Genomic DNA, 13,065 nt, shown 5'->3' with positions numbered 1-13,065 from the left:
CCCACCCCGTTCCTCCCACCCCGTTCCTCTCACTGTCGCGAAGGAAACCCCCATGTCCCAGCTCGACCCGGCCATCGCGCCGTCCCGGACCGCGGAAGCACCGCACACTCCCGGCGCCCCCGGCCTCCGGCGCACCCTGAAGCTCCGGCACATCGTCTTCCTCGGCCTCGCCTACATGGCGCCGCTCGCGGTCTTCGACACGTTCGGCATCGTCGCCGACGTCACCCACGGCCACGTGCCGCTCGCCTACCTGGTGGTGCTCGTCGCCGTGCTGATCACCGCGCTCAGCTACTCGCGGATGGTGAAGGTCTTCCCGATGGCGGGCTCGGCCTACACGTACACGAGGGAGGCGATCAACCCGCACCTCGGGTTCCTCGTCGGCTGGGCGGCGACGCTCGACTACCTGCTGCTGCCGATGATCAACGCCCTGCTGTCGGCGATCTACATGTCGGCCGCGTTCCCCGCGGTGCCGTCGTGGGTGTGGATCCTGTCGACCATCGTCATCTGCACGGTGCTGAACCTGATCGGCGTGCAGATCGCGGCGAAGGTGAACGTCATCCTCGTCATCATCCAGGTCGTCGTCGCGGTCGCGTTCGTCGGGCTCACGATCAAGAACATCGTCGACGGCGCCAACGGGGCCTCGTTCTCGATGACCCCGTTCTTCGCGCCGGGCCTGGATGTGCCGGCCATCGGGGCCGGGGCCGCCATCCTCGCGCTGTCGTTCCTCGGGTTCGACGCCGTCAGCACGCTGGCCGAGGAGGCGGAGAAGCCGCGCCGCGACATCCCGCGCGCCATCCTGATCATCGTCGCCGTCGCCGGGGTGTTCTTCGTCGGCGTCACCTATGTGATGCAGGTGCTCTTCCCCGACGTGGCGACGGTCGGCAACATCGTCGGTGCGTCGCCCGAGATCGCGAAGTACATCGGGGGAGCGGCGTTCCAGGCCGTGTTCATCGGCGGCTACATGGTCGCCGTGCTCGGCTGCGGGATCACGCAGCAGATGAGCGCCGCCCGCCTGCTCTACGCGATGGGGAGAGACGGCGCGCTGCCCAAGCGCTTCTTCGGATCGCTCAACCGGGCGGGCGTGCCCGCGGCGAACGTGCTGCTCATCGCGGCGCTCGCCTGCTCGGCCGTCTTCCTCGACCTCGGACGGGCCGCCTCCCTCATCAACTTCGGGGCCTTCGTCGCGTTCATCTTCGTGAACCTGGCGGTCATCTTCACGTACATCCGGTTCGTGAAGGAGCGCGGCTGGCGCGTCGCCATCGGCTACCTCGTGCTGCCGGGGCTCGGTGTCGTGATCAACGTGGCTCTCTGGTTCAGCCTGGAGCCGAGCGCGATGATCGTCGGCGGCGTCTGGGTCGCGATCGGGCTGGCGTACCTGCTGTGGCGCACGCGATTCTTCCGCGTCAGCCCACCGCCGCTGCACGGGCCGACGGACCTGTAGGTCGCGGCGCCGGCTCGTCGCGCCACGCGCTCACCGACCGATGCTGAGCCAGCTGTCGGGGTCGGTCGCGGTGCCGCTCGTCGTGTGCGAGCCGGCCGCTGCCGCGTCCTTCATCGACTGCAGCTGACGTTCGATGTCCGCCCTGGTCAGGCCGGCCGCGAGTTGGCGCTCGAGGTCGGAGTCGGGGCGGCCCGTCTGGTCGTGCAGTGCGCCGGTGGCGATCAACTCCTCGGTCGCGGCCGCCCGGGCCTGCATCTGGGCGATCTTGTCCTTCGCGCGGTTGAGGGAGGCCCCGGCATCGTTCATCTGCGTGCTGATGCCGGCCGCCACCTCGTTGGCGCGCGCCTGCGCCTGCGAGGCCGTGTAGGTGGCCTTCATCGTCTCCTTCTCGACCCGGAAGGCCTCGACGCGTTCGGCGAGACGACGCTCGTTGTCCTGGAGCTGGGCCTGCTGCTTCTGCAGTGCCGCGTGCTGATCCCGGAGGGTCGCCACCTGGTTCTCCAGCAGAGACCGGCGTTCGAGCGCGGTGCGGGCGAGGTCCTCCCGGCCCTGGTTCAGGGCCTCCTGGGCCTGCTGGGCGAGCTTCTGATAGCGCGCGCCCATCTCCTGACCCTGCAGCTCGATGCGCTTGCGCGCCGTCGCGACCTCGGCGAGTCCCTGCCGCACCTGCTGGAGCATCCGCACCTGCTGGTCGTAACTGTCGTCGAGGGCCTCGCGCGGGTCCTCCATCTTGTCGAGTGCGCGTGAGGTCTTGATGCGGAAGATGTTGCGCATCCGCGCGGTGTTGTCGCTCATGATTCGTTCCCCCCGTAGAGACGGTTCGTGGTCTGGCGGCGCGGCTCCGGTCGGCCGTCGAAGGAGTTGAGGGTGTGGAGCTCCTGGATGCCGGCGTGGATGGCCGCGACCTCACGGTCGACGTCGGCGCGCAACGCGTCGAGGGCGTCGTCGCTGGGCGCGCCCAGGCCGGACGAGACGGCCGACCGCAGGCGGCGCACCAACCCTTCGACCTGTTCGACGCGACCGCGCACCACGGGGAGTTCCGCCGTCAGCACGGCCGAGTCGGTCTCGCTCTGGAGCAGCCGGAGTTGAGACTCCAGCGTCGCGCCTTCGGCCTGGATGCGTTTGAACAACCGGACGAGTTCGCCACGCAGTCCGTCGCTGCGCAGCGTGAGCTCGACGGCCGCCCGTCCGCTCTCGAGGCTATCGTTGAGGCGCATCCGGAGTCGCAGCACCTGCTGCTGCGGCCCCCAGGTGAACGCGGTGCGCGTGCGGAGCACGGCTCCGTTGATCGTGCGGTTGCGCCTGATGCTCCGGTACACGGCGCGGACGATCAGCACGCCGATGAGGATGCCCAGGAGGGCGATCACCAGGAGGCTGAGGAGGACACCGGCGATGACGCTCATGAGCGCCGCCCACCCTTCATCGGTCCGAAGCGGGCCTGGATGCGGGTGCCCATCCCTGAGTTCATGTCCATCGGTCCACCTTCGTCGACCTGTCGGTTGCAAACGCGATGTATCGCGTTTCCGTCAAGGTACGCCTATCGGGACGGAAATGCATGCGGCAGACGTCCAGGTTGGGCGCGTCTCGACGGGCTCCGGCTCAGTCGGCCTCGAGCGTCTGCAGGTCGCGGGGGAGCAGCGGCCGCATGAAGGTGCGGTCGTAGCGGATCACGCATCCCGATTCATCCCGGATGCGGTCTGCCGCGATGAACTCGGGGTCGACGCCGAACAGCTGCCGGTACCGCTCGTATGCGGCGAGCGAGGGGAAGGTGAAGAGCGCCAGCGCCTGGTCGCTGGCGCCTTCACCGGGGAGGAAGTAGCCGTGGTGCTCCCCGCCGTGGCGGTTCACCAGCCGGATCCAGGCGGCCGCGAACTCCTCGAACGCCCCGATCTTCGCCGGGTCGATCGTGTAGTGCACCACGCAGGTGATCACGGGGTGCTGACCTCGCCGTCGTCGTCGCGCCGGATCCCCTCCAGCACGGCATCGCTCGGCTGGCCGCTGGGCCCGTAGCGCAGGGCGCGCGGCAGATCGCAGGCGTGGGCGAACTCCCGGATGTCGAAGTTCGGATCGGCGTGCAGGAGCACCTGCCCGACGACCCACGCGACGTTGGTCTTCACACGCCCCGTCTCCTCATCGGACAGCACCTGGTCGGACCGCTGCTCCTCGTCGTCGTCCAGGCGGCTGTGGCCGGCCTGGTCCGTCCGATAGGGCGCGTCCGACCAGTCGTGATTCTTGATCTCCGCCGCGAACTCGGCGGCGAGACGGCTCAGCACTCGGTCAGCCGCCCGGGTTCTCGACGGGCTTGTCGTCCGCGTCGGTGCCGGAGTCGGGGTCGACCTCGCTGGGGCGGGGGAGGTCGTCGGGGTGCGGCTTATCGGTCATCGGCTCCACCACCCGACGCGGTGTCCTCGCCGTCGTTCGGCGTCCCCGTGCCGTTCCCCGAACCGTCGGGCAGATCGTCCGGGTCGGGTCGTGCGTCCTTCTCGTGGTCCATGCGGATACCCCTTCTGTCGGTTGCGATGCGACAGTACGCCGGGAGGGGAGGCGGCGTCAGGGGGTTGCGGATCAGCCGACGGAGGGTGCGTCGGTCGTCCGCGCCGAGAGATCCCGCAGCGCGGAGCCGGCCTCCGCGACCATCGCGTCGATGCTCCGCCCCGGTGCGATCGCGAGGACGACGCCGCGTTCGTCGCGTTCGAGGGGTTCGAGGAGGTCGAGTTGGCTCGTCAGCAGCGATGCCGGCATGAACTCGTGCGATCGGCCGGCCAATCGGCGCTCCAACTCGGAGACGGCGACGTCGAGCTGCACGAACACGGCCGCGGGGAGCCGAAGGCGCAGACGGTCGCGGTAGGCGCGACGCAACGCGGAGCACGCGATGACGACGTCGCCCGCCGCGGATCCGGTCTCGGCGACGGTGTCGAGCCACGGCCAGCGGTCGGCATCCTCGAGCGGCACGCCCGCGGCCATCCTGGCCTTGTTGGCGGGGGGATGGAGGTCGTCGGCGTCGAGGAATCCGCGGCCCAGGGATGCCGCCAGTGCCGCCCCGAAGACCGACTTGCCGGAGCCGGAGACGCCCATCACGACGACGACGGCCGGGGCATCGCTCACAGGAGCCCCTGCTCCTCGCCGCCGACCGGGATCGGCGTCATGGTGGTCACGGTGGTCGGGGCGGCGAGCAGGTCGCCGACGGCCGCGTTCAGGGCGACGACGGCCGCTCCCTCCGCGTGGGCCTGCAGGAGCTCGGGGGCCGTCCACTTCTCGATCATCGTGATCGTGCCGTCGGACGCGTCGTGGATGGCGTAGAGCAGGCAGCCCTCCTCGGCGTGGACGGCAGGGATCGTGGCACGCAGCGCATCGACGAGCTCGTCGCGGCGGCCTTCGAGCGGGTGGAACACGGCGGTGACGATGACGGTCATGGGGTCTCCAAAGGGATCGGGATGTCAGAGCCCGCGGACGGCGGGACTCAGGGCGGCAGTGCTGGACCGCAGGATGAACTCGGCGTCCACGTGGATGCGCCGGGGCGCCTCCGGGAGGTTGCCCTTCGCACGACCGACGGCGAGCTCGACCGAATGGAGGGCGAGCATGTCGATCGGCTGCCGGATGGCCGAGAGGGGTGGCGACACGAGCTCGGTCCACGGATTGTCGTCGAACACGATGACGCTCAGGTCGTCGGGGACGAGTGCGTCCGCCTGCTTGAGCGCGTGCAGGGCGGAGGGGACCTGCGCCGTGTTTCCGATGATCAGCGCGGTCGGCGGAATCGGGAGGGCCAGCAGGGAGGCGACGGCATCCCGGCCCGCATCGCCACGGAACGGGATGGCACGGACGAGGTCGTCGCGCACCTCCAGGCCGGCCGCCGTCATCGTGCGGCGGAAACCCGCCACCCGGTCGCGCCCGGTGGAGGTCGTCAGCGGCCCGGAGATGAACGCGATGGCCTCGTGCCCGAGGTCGATGAGGTGCTGGGTCGTCACCTCCGACGAGGCGTCGTTGCTGATCGAGACGACGTCGATCTGGGGGAGCTCCTCGATCTCGCGGTCGACGAAGACCACGCTGATGCCGAGCTCGAGAAGCCGCGACCACTTGTCGATGTTGCCGCCGGTCGGGGTGGCGATGACCGACGACACCGAGCGGCCGATGAGGTTGTCGATGGATTCCGCCTCCAGGTGCGGATCCTCCTGGGTCGTCAGCAGCACGACGTGCACGCCACGGGCGCGGGCCTCCCACACGACGCGGTCGGCGAGACGGGCGAAGAACGGGTTGGCGAGGTCGGCGAGCACCAGGCCGATCGTGGGCGCGCCACGGTGCTGCAGCTCGCGGGCCGCCGCCCGGGGCTGGTAGCCGAGTCGCTCGATGACCTCGACAACCTTCGCCCGGGTGAGGGGTGCGACGGGGCCCGTGCCGTCGTTGAGGACGCGGGAGACCACGGCGACCGACACGTCGGCCTCGCGTGCGACATCGCGGATCGTCGCTGGTTTCTTCACCGGTACCTCCTGTGGGTCGTGCTCAGCCTAATGATGTCCGCCCCCGTGTTTGACGCGGAGAACGGGTAGTGGTACAAAAGTGTAACCGTTACCACTCACCAACGCGAACGACGATGGAGTCGGGCCGACCTTTGGCCGAACACACGATCTCCCAGCCGTCGCACGACAGGAAAGGCGATCGTGAACCTTCACTCCCTCCTCCAGCAGCGCGAGACCGAAGGCCGCCCGATCCGCGTCGGCCTCATCGGCGCCGGCCGGTTCGGCACGATGTACCTCGCTCAGGCCAGGAACATCCCCGGTGTCCACGTCGTGGCCATCGCCGACATCAACGTGGCGCGCGCTCAGGGCGCCTTCGAACTCGTCGGATGGCCGGCGGAGCAGATGGCGTCCACGATCGACGAGGCCATCGCCCACCGAACGACGACGATCGTCCCGGACTCGACCCAGCTGTTCGATGCCGACATCGATGTGATCGTCGAGGCCACCGGCAACCCGATCGTCGGGATCGACCACGCCCTCAAGGCGATCGCCACGGACAAGCACATCATCATGGTCACGGTCGAGGCGGATGCGCTCGCCGGACCGGCGCTCGCGCGTCGCGCCGAGGAGGCGGGGGTCGTCTACTCGATGGCCTTCGGCGACCAGCCCGCGCTCATCATGGAGCTCGTCGACTGGGCGCGCAGCTCCGGCTTCGACGTGGTCTGCGCTGGCAAGGGCGCGAAGTACCTCCCGCACTATCACGAGATGAACCCCGACAACGTCTGGGACAACTGGGAGTTCTCGAAGGAGCTCACCGAGTCGGGGCAGCTCAACCCCTACATGCACACCTCCTTCCGCGACGGCACGAAAGCCGCCATCGAGATGGCGGCCGTGGCGAACGCGGCCGGCCTGACCCCGTCGGACGAAGGGCTCACTTTCACGCCGGGCAACATCGAGGAGATCGCGACGATCTGCCGGCCCTCGGACGTCGGCGGCGTGCTCGCCAACGGCGGATCGGTCGACGTCATGTCGAGCGTCACCCGCGACGGAGAGTGGATCCCGTTCAACACCCAGGAAGGCGTGTTCGTGGTCGTGAAGGCGACCAACGACTACGTCTCGGGATGCTTCACCGAGTACCCGTGGCACCCGGACCCCACCGGCCAGTACGCCGCTCTCTACCGGCCGTACCACTACGTCGGCCTGGAGCTGAACATCTCCATCGCCAACGCCGCCCTGCTCGGTGTCGCCACCGGGTCGCCCATCGGGTTCCACGGCGACGTCGTCGCGACCGCCAAGAAGGACCTCGCCGCCGGCGAGTTCCTCGACGGCGAGGGCGGGTACACCGTGTGGGGCAAGCTCGTCTCCGCCGAGACCTCGGTGCGCGAGCGCCTCCTCCCCGTCGCCCTCGCCCACCACGTCGAGCTGACGCACGACGTCCCGAAGGGCCGCAGCGTCAGCTGGGACGACGTGATCATCGACGAGTCCCTCGCCACCGCCCTCGAACTGCGCCGGGAGACCGAGGCGCTCATCAGCGTCTCCGCCTGATCCCGGCCCATTCGCCGTGGCCCGCGGCGGAGAATGGTCCGACAGCAGCGCGGGCATCACCCACCCACCACCGATGAGAAGTCCCCCTTCCAATGACGAAAGGAATCACCATGAAGCGACGAGTCGGCAGCATCGCTGCCCTCGCGACCGCATCCGCGGCCCTGCTCGTGCTCAGCGCGTGCTCAGCGACCCCCGACGGCTCGGCAGGAGGCGGAACCGCAGGCTCCGCCGACCTCGTCTCACTCGTGCAGACGGGTAAGAAGACCGATGTCACCGAGGTCGAAAAGGCGCTCGGAACCCCGAAGGCGAAGGCGGACGTCAAGCTCTGCTACGTCACTCGCACTTTGGCCAACGAGTTCTGGGGCTATGAGCGCGACGGCTTCGAGAGTGAGGCCAAGAAACTGGGCGTCAAGTACCAGACCTTCGCGGTCAATGACGAGTCGTCGATCACCGAGCAGCTCGACAAGGCGCAGAGCGCGCTGAACCAAGGCTGCTCGGCCATCCTGGCCTCGCCGATCTCGGCGACCGCCCTCGACACCGTGTTCAAGGCGGCCCTCGCCAAGGGCGTGCCCGCGATCGTGCTGAACGACGCGCAGGGCACCGTGCCGGGAGTCGTGTACGTCGGACCGGACGCCGAGACGATCGGCGAGACGGCGGCCGATTACATCGCCAAGCAGCTGCCCGACGGCGGCAAGGTGGCGCAGATCGAAGGCGACCCCGGATCGTCCAACGCCCTCAACCGTGGCAAGGGGTTCAAAGCCGGGATCGAGAAGAACCCGAACCTCGACCTCGTCGCCTCGCAGACGGCCAAATGGGACACCAACCAGGCTCAGACCATCGCGAACGCGATGCTGACCGCCAACCCCGACATCAAGGCGTTCTACTCCCAGAACGACGGCATGGGGCTCGGCGTCCAGGCGGCAATCGACGCGAAGGGGCTCACCGGCAAGGTGATGCTCGTCGGCACCGACGGCATCCCGCAGGCCAAGAAGCTGATCAACGACGGCACCTACACCGCGACAGTGAGCGAGCGGCCGACGACCGAGGGCGAGACCGGCGTCAAGGTGGCGCTCTGGCTGCTGGACGGCAAGACGGTCCCCGCCTGGGTCGACGTCCCCGCCTTCATCGTCGACAAGCAGAACGTGGCCCAGTACCAGACGGGCATGCCCTAAGGGGTCGGCCTGATCCCAGGACAGGAGACATCATGACTGACACCCTTCTCGAGATCCGGAACGTCGCGAAGTCCTTCCCCGGAGTCCGAGCTCTCAACGACGTCAGCTTCGTGCTGCGCCGCGGCGAGGTCCTCACCCTCGCCGGAGAGAACGGAGCGGGCAAGAGCACGCTCCTCGGCATCCTCGGCGGCTCGATGGCGCCCGATCGCGGTTCGGTGACGGTCGACGGCGTCCGGCGCGGTGAATACTCACCGCGCCGGGCGCTGGCCGAAGGAGTCGTCATCGCCCACCAGGAGCCGGCCGTCGTCCCGCAGCTCACCGTCGAGCAGAACCTTCTCCTCGGCAAGTCGGGCACGGAGCGGCGCGCCGCCGGACCGGCCGTCGACGCGGCACTGGCCGACGTCGCGGCCATGGGCTTCCCGCTGACGAGGAAGACGCGGCTCTCCCGGCTGAGCCCCGCGCAACGGCACGCGCTCACCATCGCGAAGTCGTTCGCCTTCGGCGCCAAGATCGTCGCCCTCGACGAGCCGACGACGTCGATGGTCGAGCAGAACGTGGAGGCGGTGCTGACCCGCGTACGGCAGATCGCCGCCGATCGCGGCGTCGGAGTGATCTTCGTCTCCCACAAGATGCCCGAGGTCATGACCGTCTCCGACCGGGTCGTCGTACTCCGCGACGGCTCCGTCGGCTTCGATTCGCTGATCGGCGACACGGACGTCGACGAGATCGTCCGCAAGATGGTCGGCCGCGAGCTCCTCGGCTTCAAACGACTTCATCCCGCCCGGGCGGATGCGCCCGTGGTGTTCCGCGCCACCGGCGTCTCCCGCCCGGACACCGATGCCGTCAACGACATCGCCGTGCGCCGCGGAGAGGTCGTCGGCATCGCGGGACTCGTCGGCTCCGGCCGCACCGAGTTCCTCCGAGCGATCGTGCGCGCCGACCCGGGATGCGGGGGAGTGCTCGAGATCGAAGGCAAGCGGCTCCGCGTGCACACGCCGAACGACAGCAGGAACGCCGGGATCGCCTTCATCCCGGAGGACCGCAAGCAGCAGGGCCTCGCTCTGCAGATGCCGGCCTACGCGAACGTCGCCCTCACCGCCGCCCGCGACATGGTGGGGCGCGGGCCGTTCATCAGCCCGCGCCACCAGATCGCGGTCGCCACCGAGATCACCGAGTCCCTCGCTCTGCGGCCGGAGAACGTGCGGCTGCTCGCACGTCAGTTCTCCGGCGGCAACCAGCAGAAGCTCGTGATCGCCAAATGGCTGCGAAGAGGATCGAAGGTGTTCCTCTTCGACGAGCCGACCAAGGGCGTCGACGTCGGCGGCAAGGCCGAGATCTACGGCCTGATCGACCAGCTGGCGGCGGCAGGCAACGCCGTCATCGTGGTGTCGTCCGACCTGCCCGAGATCATCTCACTCAGCGACCGCGCGCTCGTCATGCGCGCAGGCCGCTTCATCTCCGAGCACACCGGAGACGACATCAACGAACAGAGCCTCGTGGCGAGCGCCATGGGGATCGCGAAGGGAACATCATGAGCAACGCGTCAGCGACGCCGCGCAAAGCGCGGAGAGCTCCCGTCAACCTGCAGGCGCTCGGCATCTTCGGGGCCGCAGCGGTCATCTTCATCATCTTCGGGATCCTCAGCCCGAACTTCCTCACCCTCGACAACCTCCGCGACGTGGCCGTCTCGGCGTGCGTCAACGCCCTCATCGGCATCGGCCTCACCTTCGTCATCATCACCGGCGGCATCGACCTCTCGGTGGGCTCCATCGCCAGCTTCGTCGGCATCGTCTCGGCGAACATGATGGTCAGCGGAGGGGTCGGCGCGTTCCCGGCGCTCGCCGTCGGTCTCGTCCTCGGCTTCCTCGCGGGCGCCGTCAACGGCATCCTGATCACGGCGCTCAAGCTGCCCCCGTTCATCGCCACCCTCGGCACGATGAGCATCTACCAGGGGCTCGCGTATGTCGTCACCAACGGGACACCGGTCTACAACGTGCCGACCGACTTCGTGCTGCTGCTCAACAGCTACATCGGCGGGGTGCCGATCGTGGTGGTCGTCGTCATCGTCGTCGCCATCCTCGCCTGGCTGCTCCTGCGCCGCACGGTCTTCGGCCAGAACGTGATCGCGACCGGAGGCAGCGAGGAGACCGCGTGGCTGTCCGGGGTGCGCGTCACCCGCGTCAAGATCCTCGTCTACGGGATCTCGGGTGCCCTCGCGGCGCTCGCCGGACTCGTGATCGTCGCCCGCATCTCTGCGGCGCAGTCCGAGGCGGGAAGTCCGTATCTGCTGACGGCCATCGCGGCCGCAGTCATCGGCGGTGCGAACCTGATGGGCGGCGAGGGCCGGATCGCCGGAACTCTCGTCGGCGCCCTCATCCTCGGCGCCCTGACCAACGGTCTGGTGCTCCTGAACGTGCCGAGCTTCTACGAGCAGATCGTCACGGGTGCGGTCGTGCTGATCGCCGTGGCGATCGACCAGGGCAGCAAGGGCTGGCCGATGATGCGCCGGGGCGGGCGCGACAAGGTGGAGCCCGCTCCGGTGACGTCGTCGGTGTCCGCCCCGGCGCAGGATCAGGGCCAGGATCAGGGCCAGGTCGTCCGGTGACGCAGGAGGTGTCCGCGGTGGCCGGCGACCAGCTCGCCGGCCACCGCATCCTCGTCACCGGCGGCGCCGGCCTCATCGGGCGCACGGTCGTGGACGACCTGGTCGAGCGTGGCGCCGAGGTCTCGGTGCTCGAGGTCGGCGAGCCTCGGGGGGCTGCGAAGGATGCGGTCGAGGGCCGCTGGCTGGTCGGTTCCGTCAGCGACGCGCGTTTCGTCCGCGATGCCGTCGAGGGGATGGACACGGTCGTGCACCTCGCGGGCCGGGCCGGTCTCGACCAGGGGGAGCCGGCAGAGATCTACGAGGCGAACGCGCTGGGCACCTTCCTGATCCTGGACGCCGCGGCCCAGGCCGGAGCGCGCAAGGTCGTGTACGCCTCCAGCATCAACGCGTCCGGGCTCCCACTGAACTCGCGGCCCGTCCTTCCCACGCGCTACCCGTGGGACGAGACCGAGCCCGCGGACATCGACGACGCCTACTCCCTCTCCAAACAGGCCAACGAGGCCGCCGGAGCGGCCGTCGCCGCGCGTTACGGGCTCGCGGTCACCGGCATCCGGTTCCCCCTCGTGCGCGACATCACCGTCGACGACGGCACGGTGTTCGCCCAGCACATCCGTCGGGCCATGCGGGAGGACCCGCGCCGGCAGGCGTGCGAGGGATGGACGTACCTGGACGTCCGCGACGCCGCCCGAGCAGTGTTCGCGGCGCTGACCCATTCGACTCCCGCAGCCCCGGGCATCCTCGTCGCGAACCCGCTGACCTATCTGCGACAGGACACGGAGACCGCACTGCGACGTTTCGCGCCGGAGGTGCCGCGCGCGAGCATTCCCGGTCGGCGCGTCCCGGTCGTGCTCGCGCGATCCGAGGACCTGCTCGGCTTCCGGGCGTCGATCACGCTCGACGATCTCGGCGCACAGCTGCTCGTGGACCTCGACGACGCGGAGGGTCTGGCATGACGGGGTCGACGACGGTCTCCCTCCTCGGTCTGGGGCGGATGGGCGAGCCGATCGCGCGCCGCCTCCTGCGCGATCTCGGGGCGCTGACCGTGTGGAACCGCACCCAGCGGAAGGCGGACGGCCTCGCGGCGAGCGGCGCCGTCGTGGCCGCCACCCCCGCGGATGCGGCGGCCGACGTGACCTTGACCGTCCTCACCGACCTCGTCGACGTCGAGGACCTGCTCGACGGCGACCACGGCCTGCTCGCCGGATGGGCGGCGAAGGGGATCGCGTCGCCGGTGCTCGTCGTCCACGGAACCGTGTCGCCCGTGGCGGTCGCGGCGTTGGCGTCGAGCCTCGCCGCTCGCGGGGTCTCGGTGGTCGACGCTCCGCTGAGCGGAGGCGTCCTCGGCGCGGAGACGGGGGCGTTGAGTGTGATGGTGGGCGGGTCCGACGCAGCCGTCGAGAAGGCGCTCCCGGTGCTGCGCCTCGTCGGCTCGACCGTCGTCGTCTTCGGGCCGCCCGGGTCCGGCGAGATCGCGAAGGCGTGCAATCAGGTGGTCGTCGCCGCGACCGTGACCGCCATCTCGGAAGCCCTGGTGCTGGCGGACGCGACCGGGATCGACCGCGGACGCCTGCTCGACGTGCTCGGTGCGGGGCTCGCCGGCTCCGAGGTGCTGCGGCAGAAGCGCGGGCGCTGGCTTGAGCGCGACTTCGAGGGCGGAGGCAGCGCGGCGAATCAATTGAAGGATCTGCGGTTCGTCGCCCAATCGGCGCATGCGTCCGGCATCATCCTCCCGGTGGCGGCGGCGGTGGCGGGACTGTTCGACCGTATGGTGGTGGACGATCGCGGAGAGCTCGACCACACGGCGATCGAGCTCACCATCGCCGAGCTCGGCGCGGGGAAGGACTGACC

15 protein-coding genes are annotated in these 13,065 nt (G+C 69.4%); 7 read left to right on the top strand and 8 right to left on the bottom strand.

Annotated elements, in window-relative coordinates:
• The first annotated feature begins 52 nt into the window (after nt 1–52).
• The gene (locus HNR14_RS02180; protein ID WP_179699607.1) at nt 53–1,441 is read left to right on the top strand and encodes an APC family permease; all 1,389 of its coding nucleotides are present in this window, start codon (nt 53–55) and stop codon (nt 1,439–1,441) included.
• A 30-nt stretch (nt 1,442–1,471) separates the two neighbouring features.
• On the opposite strand, the gene HNR14_RS02175 is transcribed toward HNR14_RS02180, so the two are convergent.
• From HNR14_RS02175 to HNR14_RS02145, 8 genes are all read right to left on the bottom strand, one after another.
• A complete protein-coding gene (locus tag HNR14_RS02175) occupies nt 1,472–2,236 on the bottom strand; it encodes a PspA/IM30 family protein (protein ID WP_179699606.1) in 765 nt (254 codons plus the stop codon).
• The gene (locus tag HNR14_RS02170) at nt 2,233–2,844 is read right to left on the bottom strand and encodes a hypothetical protein (protein ID WP_179699605.1); all 612 of its coding nucleotides are present in this window, start codon (nt 2,842–2,844) and stop codon (nt 2,233–2,235) included. The genes HNR14_RS02175 and HNR14_RS02170 overlap by 4 nt, the downstream gene beginning before the upstream one ends.
• Before the next feature lie 196 nt (nt 2,845–3,040).
• A complete protein-coding gene (locus HNR14_RS02165; RefSeq protein ID WP_179699604.1) occupies nt 3,041–3,373 on the bottom strand; it encodes an NIPSNAP family protein in 333 nt (110 codons plus the stop codon).
• Nucleotides 3,370–3,714, bottom strand: coding sequence for a hypothetical protein (locus HNR14_RS02160; RefSeq protein WP_179699603.1), 345 nt, complete (start codon nt 3,712–3,714; stop codon nt 3,370–3,372). The genes HNR14_RS02165 and HNR14_RS02160 overlap by 4 nt, the downstream gene beginning before the upstream one ends.
• A 98-nt stretch (nt 3,715–3,812) precedes the next feature.
• On the bottom strand, nt 3,813–3,935 hold the full coding sequence (locus tag HNR14_RS21100; protein WP_281371265.1) for a hypothetical protein: 123 nt from the start codon (nt 3,933–3,935) through the stop codon (nt 3,813–3,815).
• Between the two features lie 71 nt (nt 3,936–4,006).
• Nucleotides 4,007–4,546: a gluconokinase gene (locus tag HNR14_RS02155; RefSeq protein WP_343064395.1), complete on the bottom strand. Its 540-nt coding sequence runs from the start codon at nt 4,544–4,546 to the stop codon at nt 4,007–4,009.
• Entirely contained in the window at nt 4,543–4,854 is a 312-nt protein-coding gene (locus tag HNR14_RS02150; protein WP_179699602.1) for a putative quinol monooxygenase, read from the bottom strand. The genes HNR14_RS02155 and HNR14_RS02150 overlap by 4 nt, the downstream gene beginning before the upstream one ends.
• A gap of 24 nt (nt 4,855–4,878) precedes the next feature.
• On the bottom strand, nt 4,879–5,916 hold the full coding sequence (locus HNR14_RS02145; RefSeq protein ID WP_179699601.1) for a substrate-binding domain-containing protein: 1,038 nt from the start codon (nt 5,914–5,916) through the stop codon (nt 4,879–4,881).
• A 180-nt stretch (nt 5,917–6,096) separates the two neighbouring features.
• Here HNR14_RS02145 and HNR14_RS02140 point away from each other — a divergent pair, with 180 nt between their 5' ends.
• The 6 genes from HNR14_RS02140 (at nt 6,097) to HNR14_RS02115 (ending at nt 13,063) form a co-directional block, all read left to right on the top strand.
• The gene (locus HNR14_RS02140) at nt 6,097–7,440 is read left to right on the top strand and encodes a Gfo/Idh/MocA family oxidoreductase (protein ID WP_179699600.1); all 1,344 of its coding nucleotides are present in this window, start codon (nt 6,097–6,099) and stop codon (nt 7,438–7,440) included.
• 110 nt (nt 7,441–7,550) lie between these two features.
• Nucleotides 7,551–8,612, top strand: a complete 1,062-nt coding sequence (locus HNR14_RS02135; RefSeq protein ID WP_179699599.1) for a sugar ABC transporter substrate-binding protein — start codon at nt 7,551–7,553, stop codon at nt 8,610–8,612.
• Between the two features lie 32 nt (nt 8,613–8,644).
• Complete coding sequence (locus HNR14_RS02130) at nt 8,645–10,147, top strand: sugar ABC transporter ATP-binding protein (protein ID WP_179699598.1); 1,503 nt, start codon at nt 8,645–8,647, stop codon at nt 10,145–10,147.
• On the top strand, nt 10,144–11,217 hold the full coding sequence (locus tag HNR14_RS02125) for an ABC transporter permease (protein ID WP_021759191.1): 1,074 nt from the start codon (nt 10,144–10,146) through the stop codon (nt 11,215–11,217). Before HNR14_RS02130 ends, HNR14_RS02125 begins: the two co-directional genes overlap by 4 nt.
• Nucleotides 11,214–12,170 (top strand): NAD-dependent epimerase/dehydratase family protein, encoded by a 957-nt coding sequence (locus HNR14_RS02120; protein ID WP_179699597.1) that lies wholly within the window; start codon nt 11,214–11,216, stop codon nt 12,168–12,170. The genes HNR14_RS02125 and HNR14_RS02120 overlap by 4 nt, the downstream gene beginning before the upstream one ends.
• On the top strand, nt 12,167–13,063 hold the full coding sequence (locus HNR14_RS02115) for an NAD(P)-dependent oxidoreductase (RefSeq protein ID WP_179699596.1): 897 nt from the start codon (nt 12,167–12,169) through the stop codon (nt 13,061–13,063). Before HNR14_RS02120 ends, HNR14_RS02115 begins: the two co-directional genes overlap by 4 nt.
• Nucleotides 13,064–13,065 lie beyond the last annotated feature (2 nt).

The sequence above is a fragment of the Leifsonia naganoensis genome (assembly GCF_013410615.1).
GTDB lineage: Bacteria > Actinomycetota > Actinomycetes > Actinomycetales > Microbacteriaceae > Leifsonia > Leifsonia aquatica.
This window is presented reverse-complemented; position numbering and strand designations above follow the sequence as displayed.

Coding starts and splice junctions, on each gene's coding strand:
- HNR14_RS02180 (WP_179699607.1), top strand. CDS start 53: ATGTCCCAGCTCGACCCGGCCATCGCGCCGTCCCGGACCGCGGAAGCA.
- HNR14_RS02175 (WP_179699606.1), bottom strand. CDS start 2,236: ATGAGCGACAACACCGCGCGGATGCGCAACATCTTCCGCATCAAGACC.
- HNR14_RS02170 (WP_179699605.1), bottom strand. CDS start 2,844: ATGAGCGTCATCGCCGGTGTCCTCCTCAGCCTCCTGGTGATCGCCCTC.
- HNR14_RS21100 (WP_281371265.1), bottom strand. CDS start 3,935: ATGGACCACGAGAAGGACGCACGACCCGACCCGGACGATCTGCCCGAC.
- HNR14_RS02150 (WP_179699602.1), bottom strand. CDS start 4,854: ATGACCGTCATCGTCACCGCCGTGTTCCACCCGCTCGAAGGCCGCCGC.
- HNR14_RS02135 (WP_179699599.1), top strand. CDS start 7,551: ATGAAGCGACGAGTCGGCAGCATCGCTGCCCTCGCGACCGCATCCGCG.
- HNR14_RS02130 (WP_179699598.1), top strand. CDS start 8,645: ATGACTGACACCCTTCTCGAGATCCGGAACGTCGCGAAGTCCTTCCCC.
- HNR14_RS02125 (WP_021759191.1), top strand. CDS start 10,144: ATGAGCAACGCGTCAGCGACGCCGCGCAAAGCGCGGAGAGCTCCCGTC.
- HNR14_RS02115 (WP_179699596.1), top strand. CDS start 12,167: ATGACGGGGTCGACGACGGTCTCCCTCCTCGGTCTGGGGCGGATGGGC.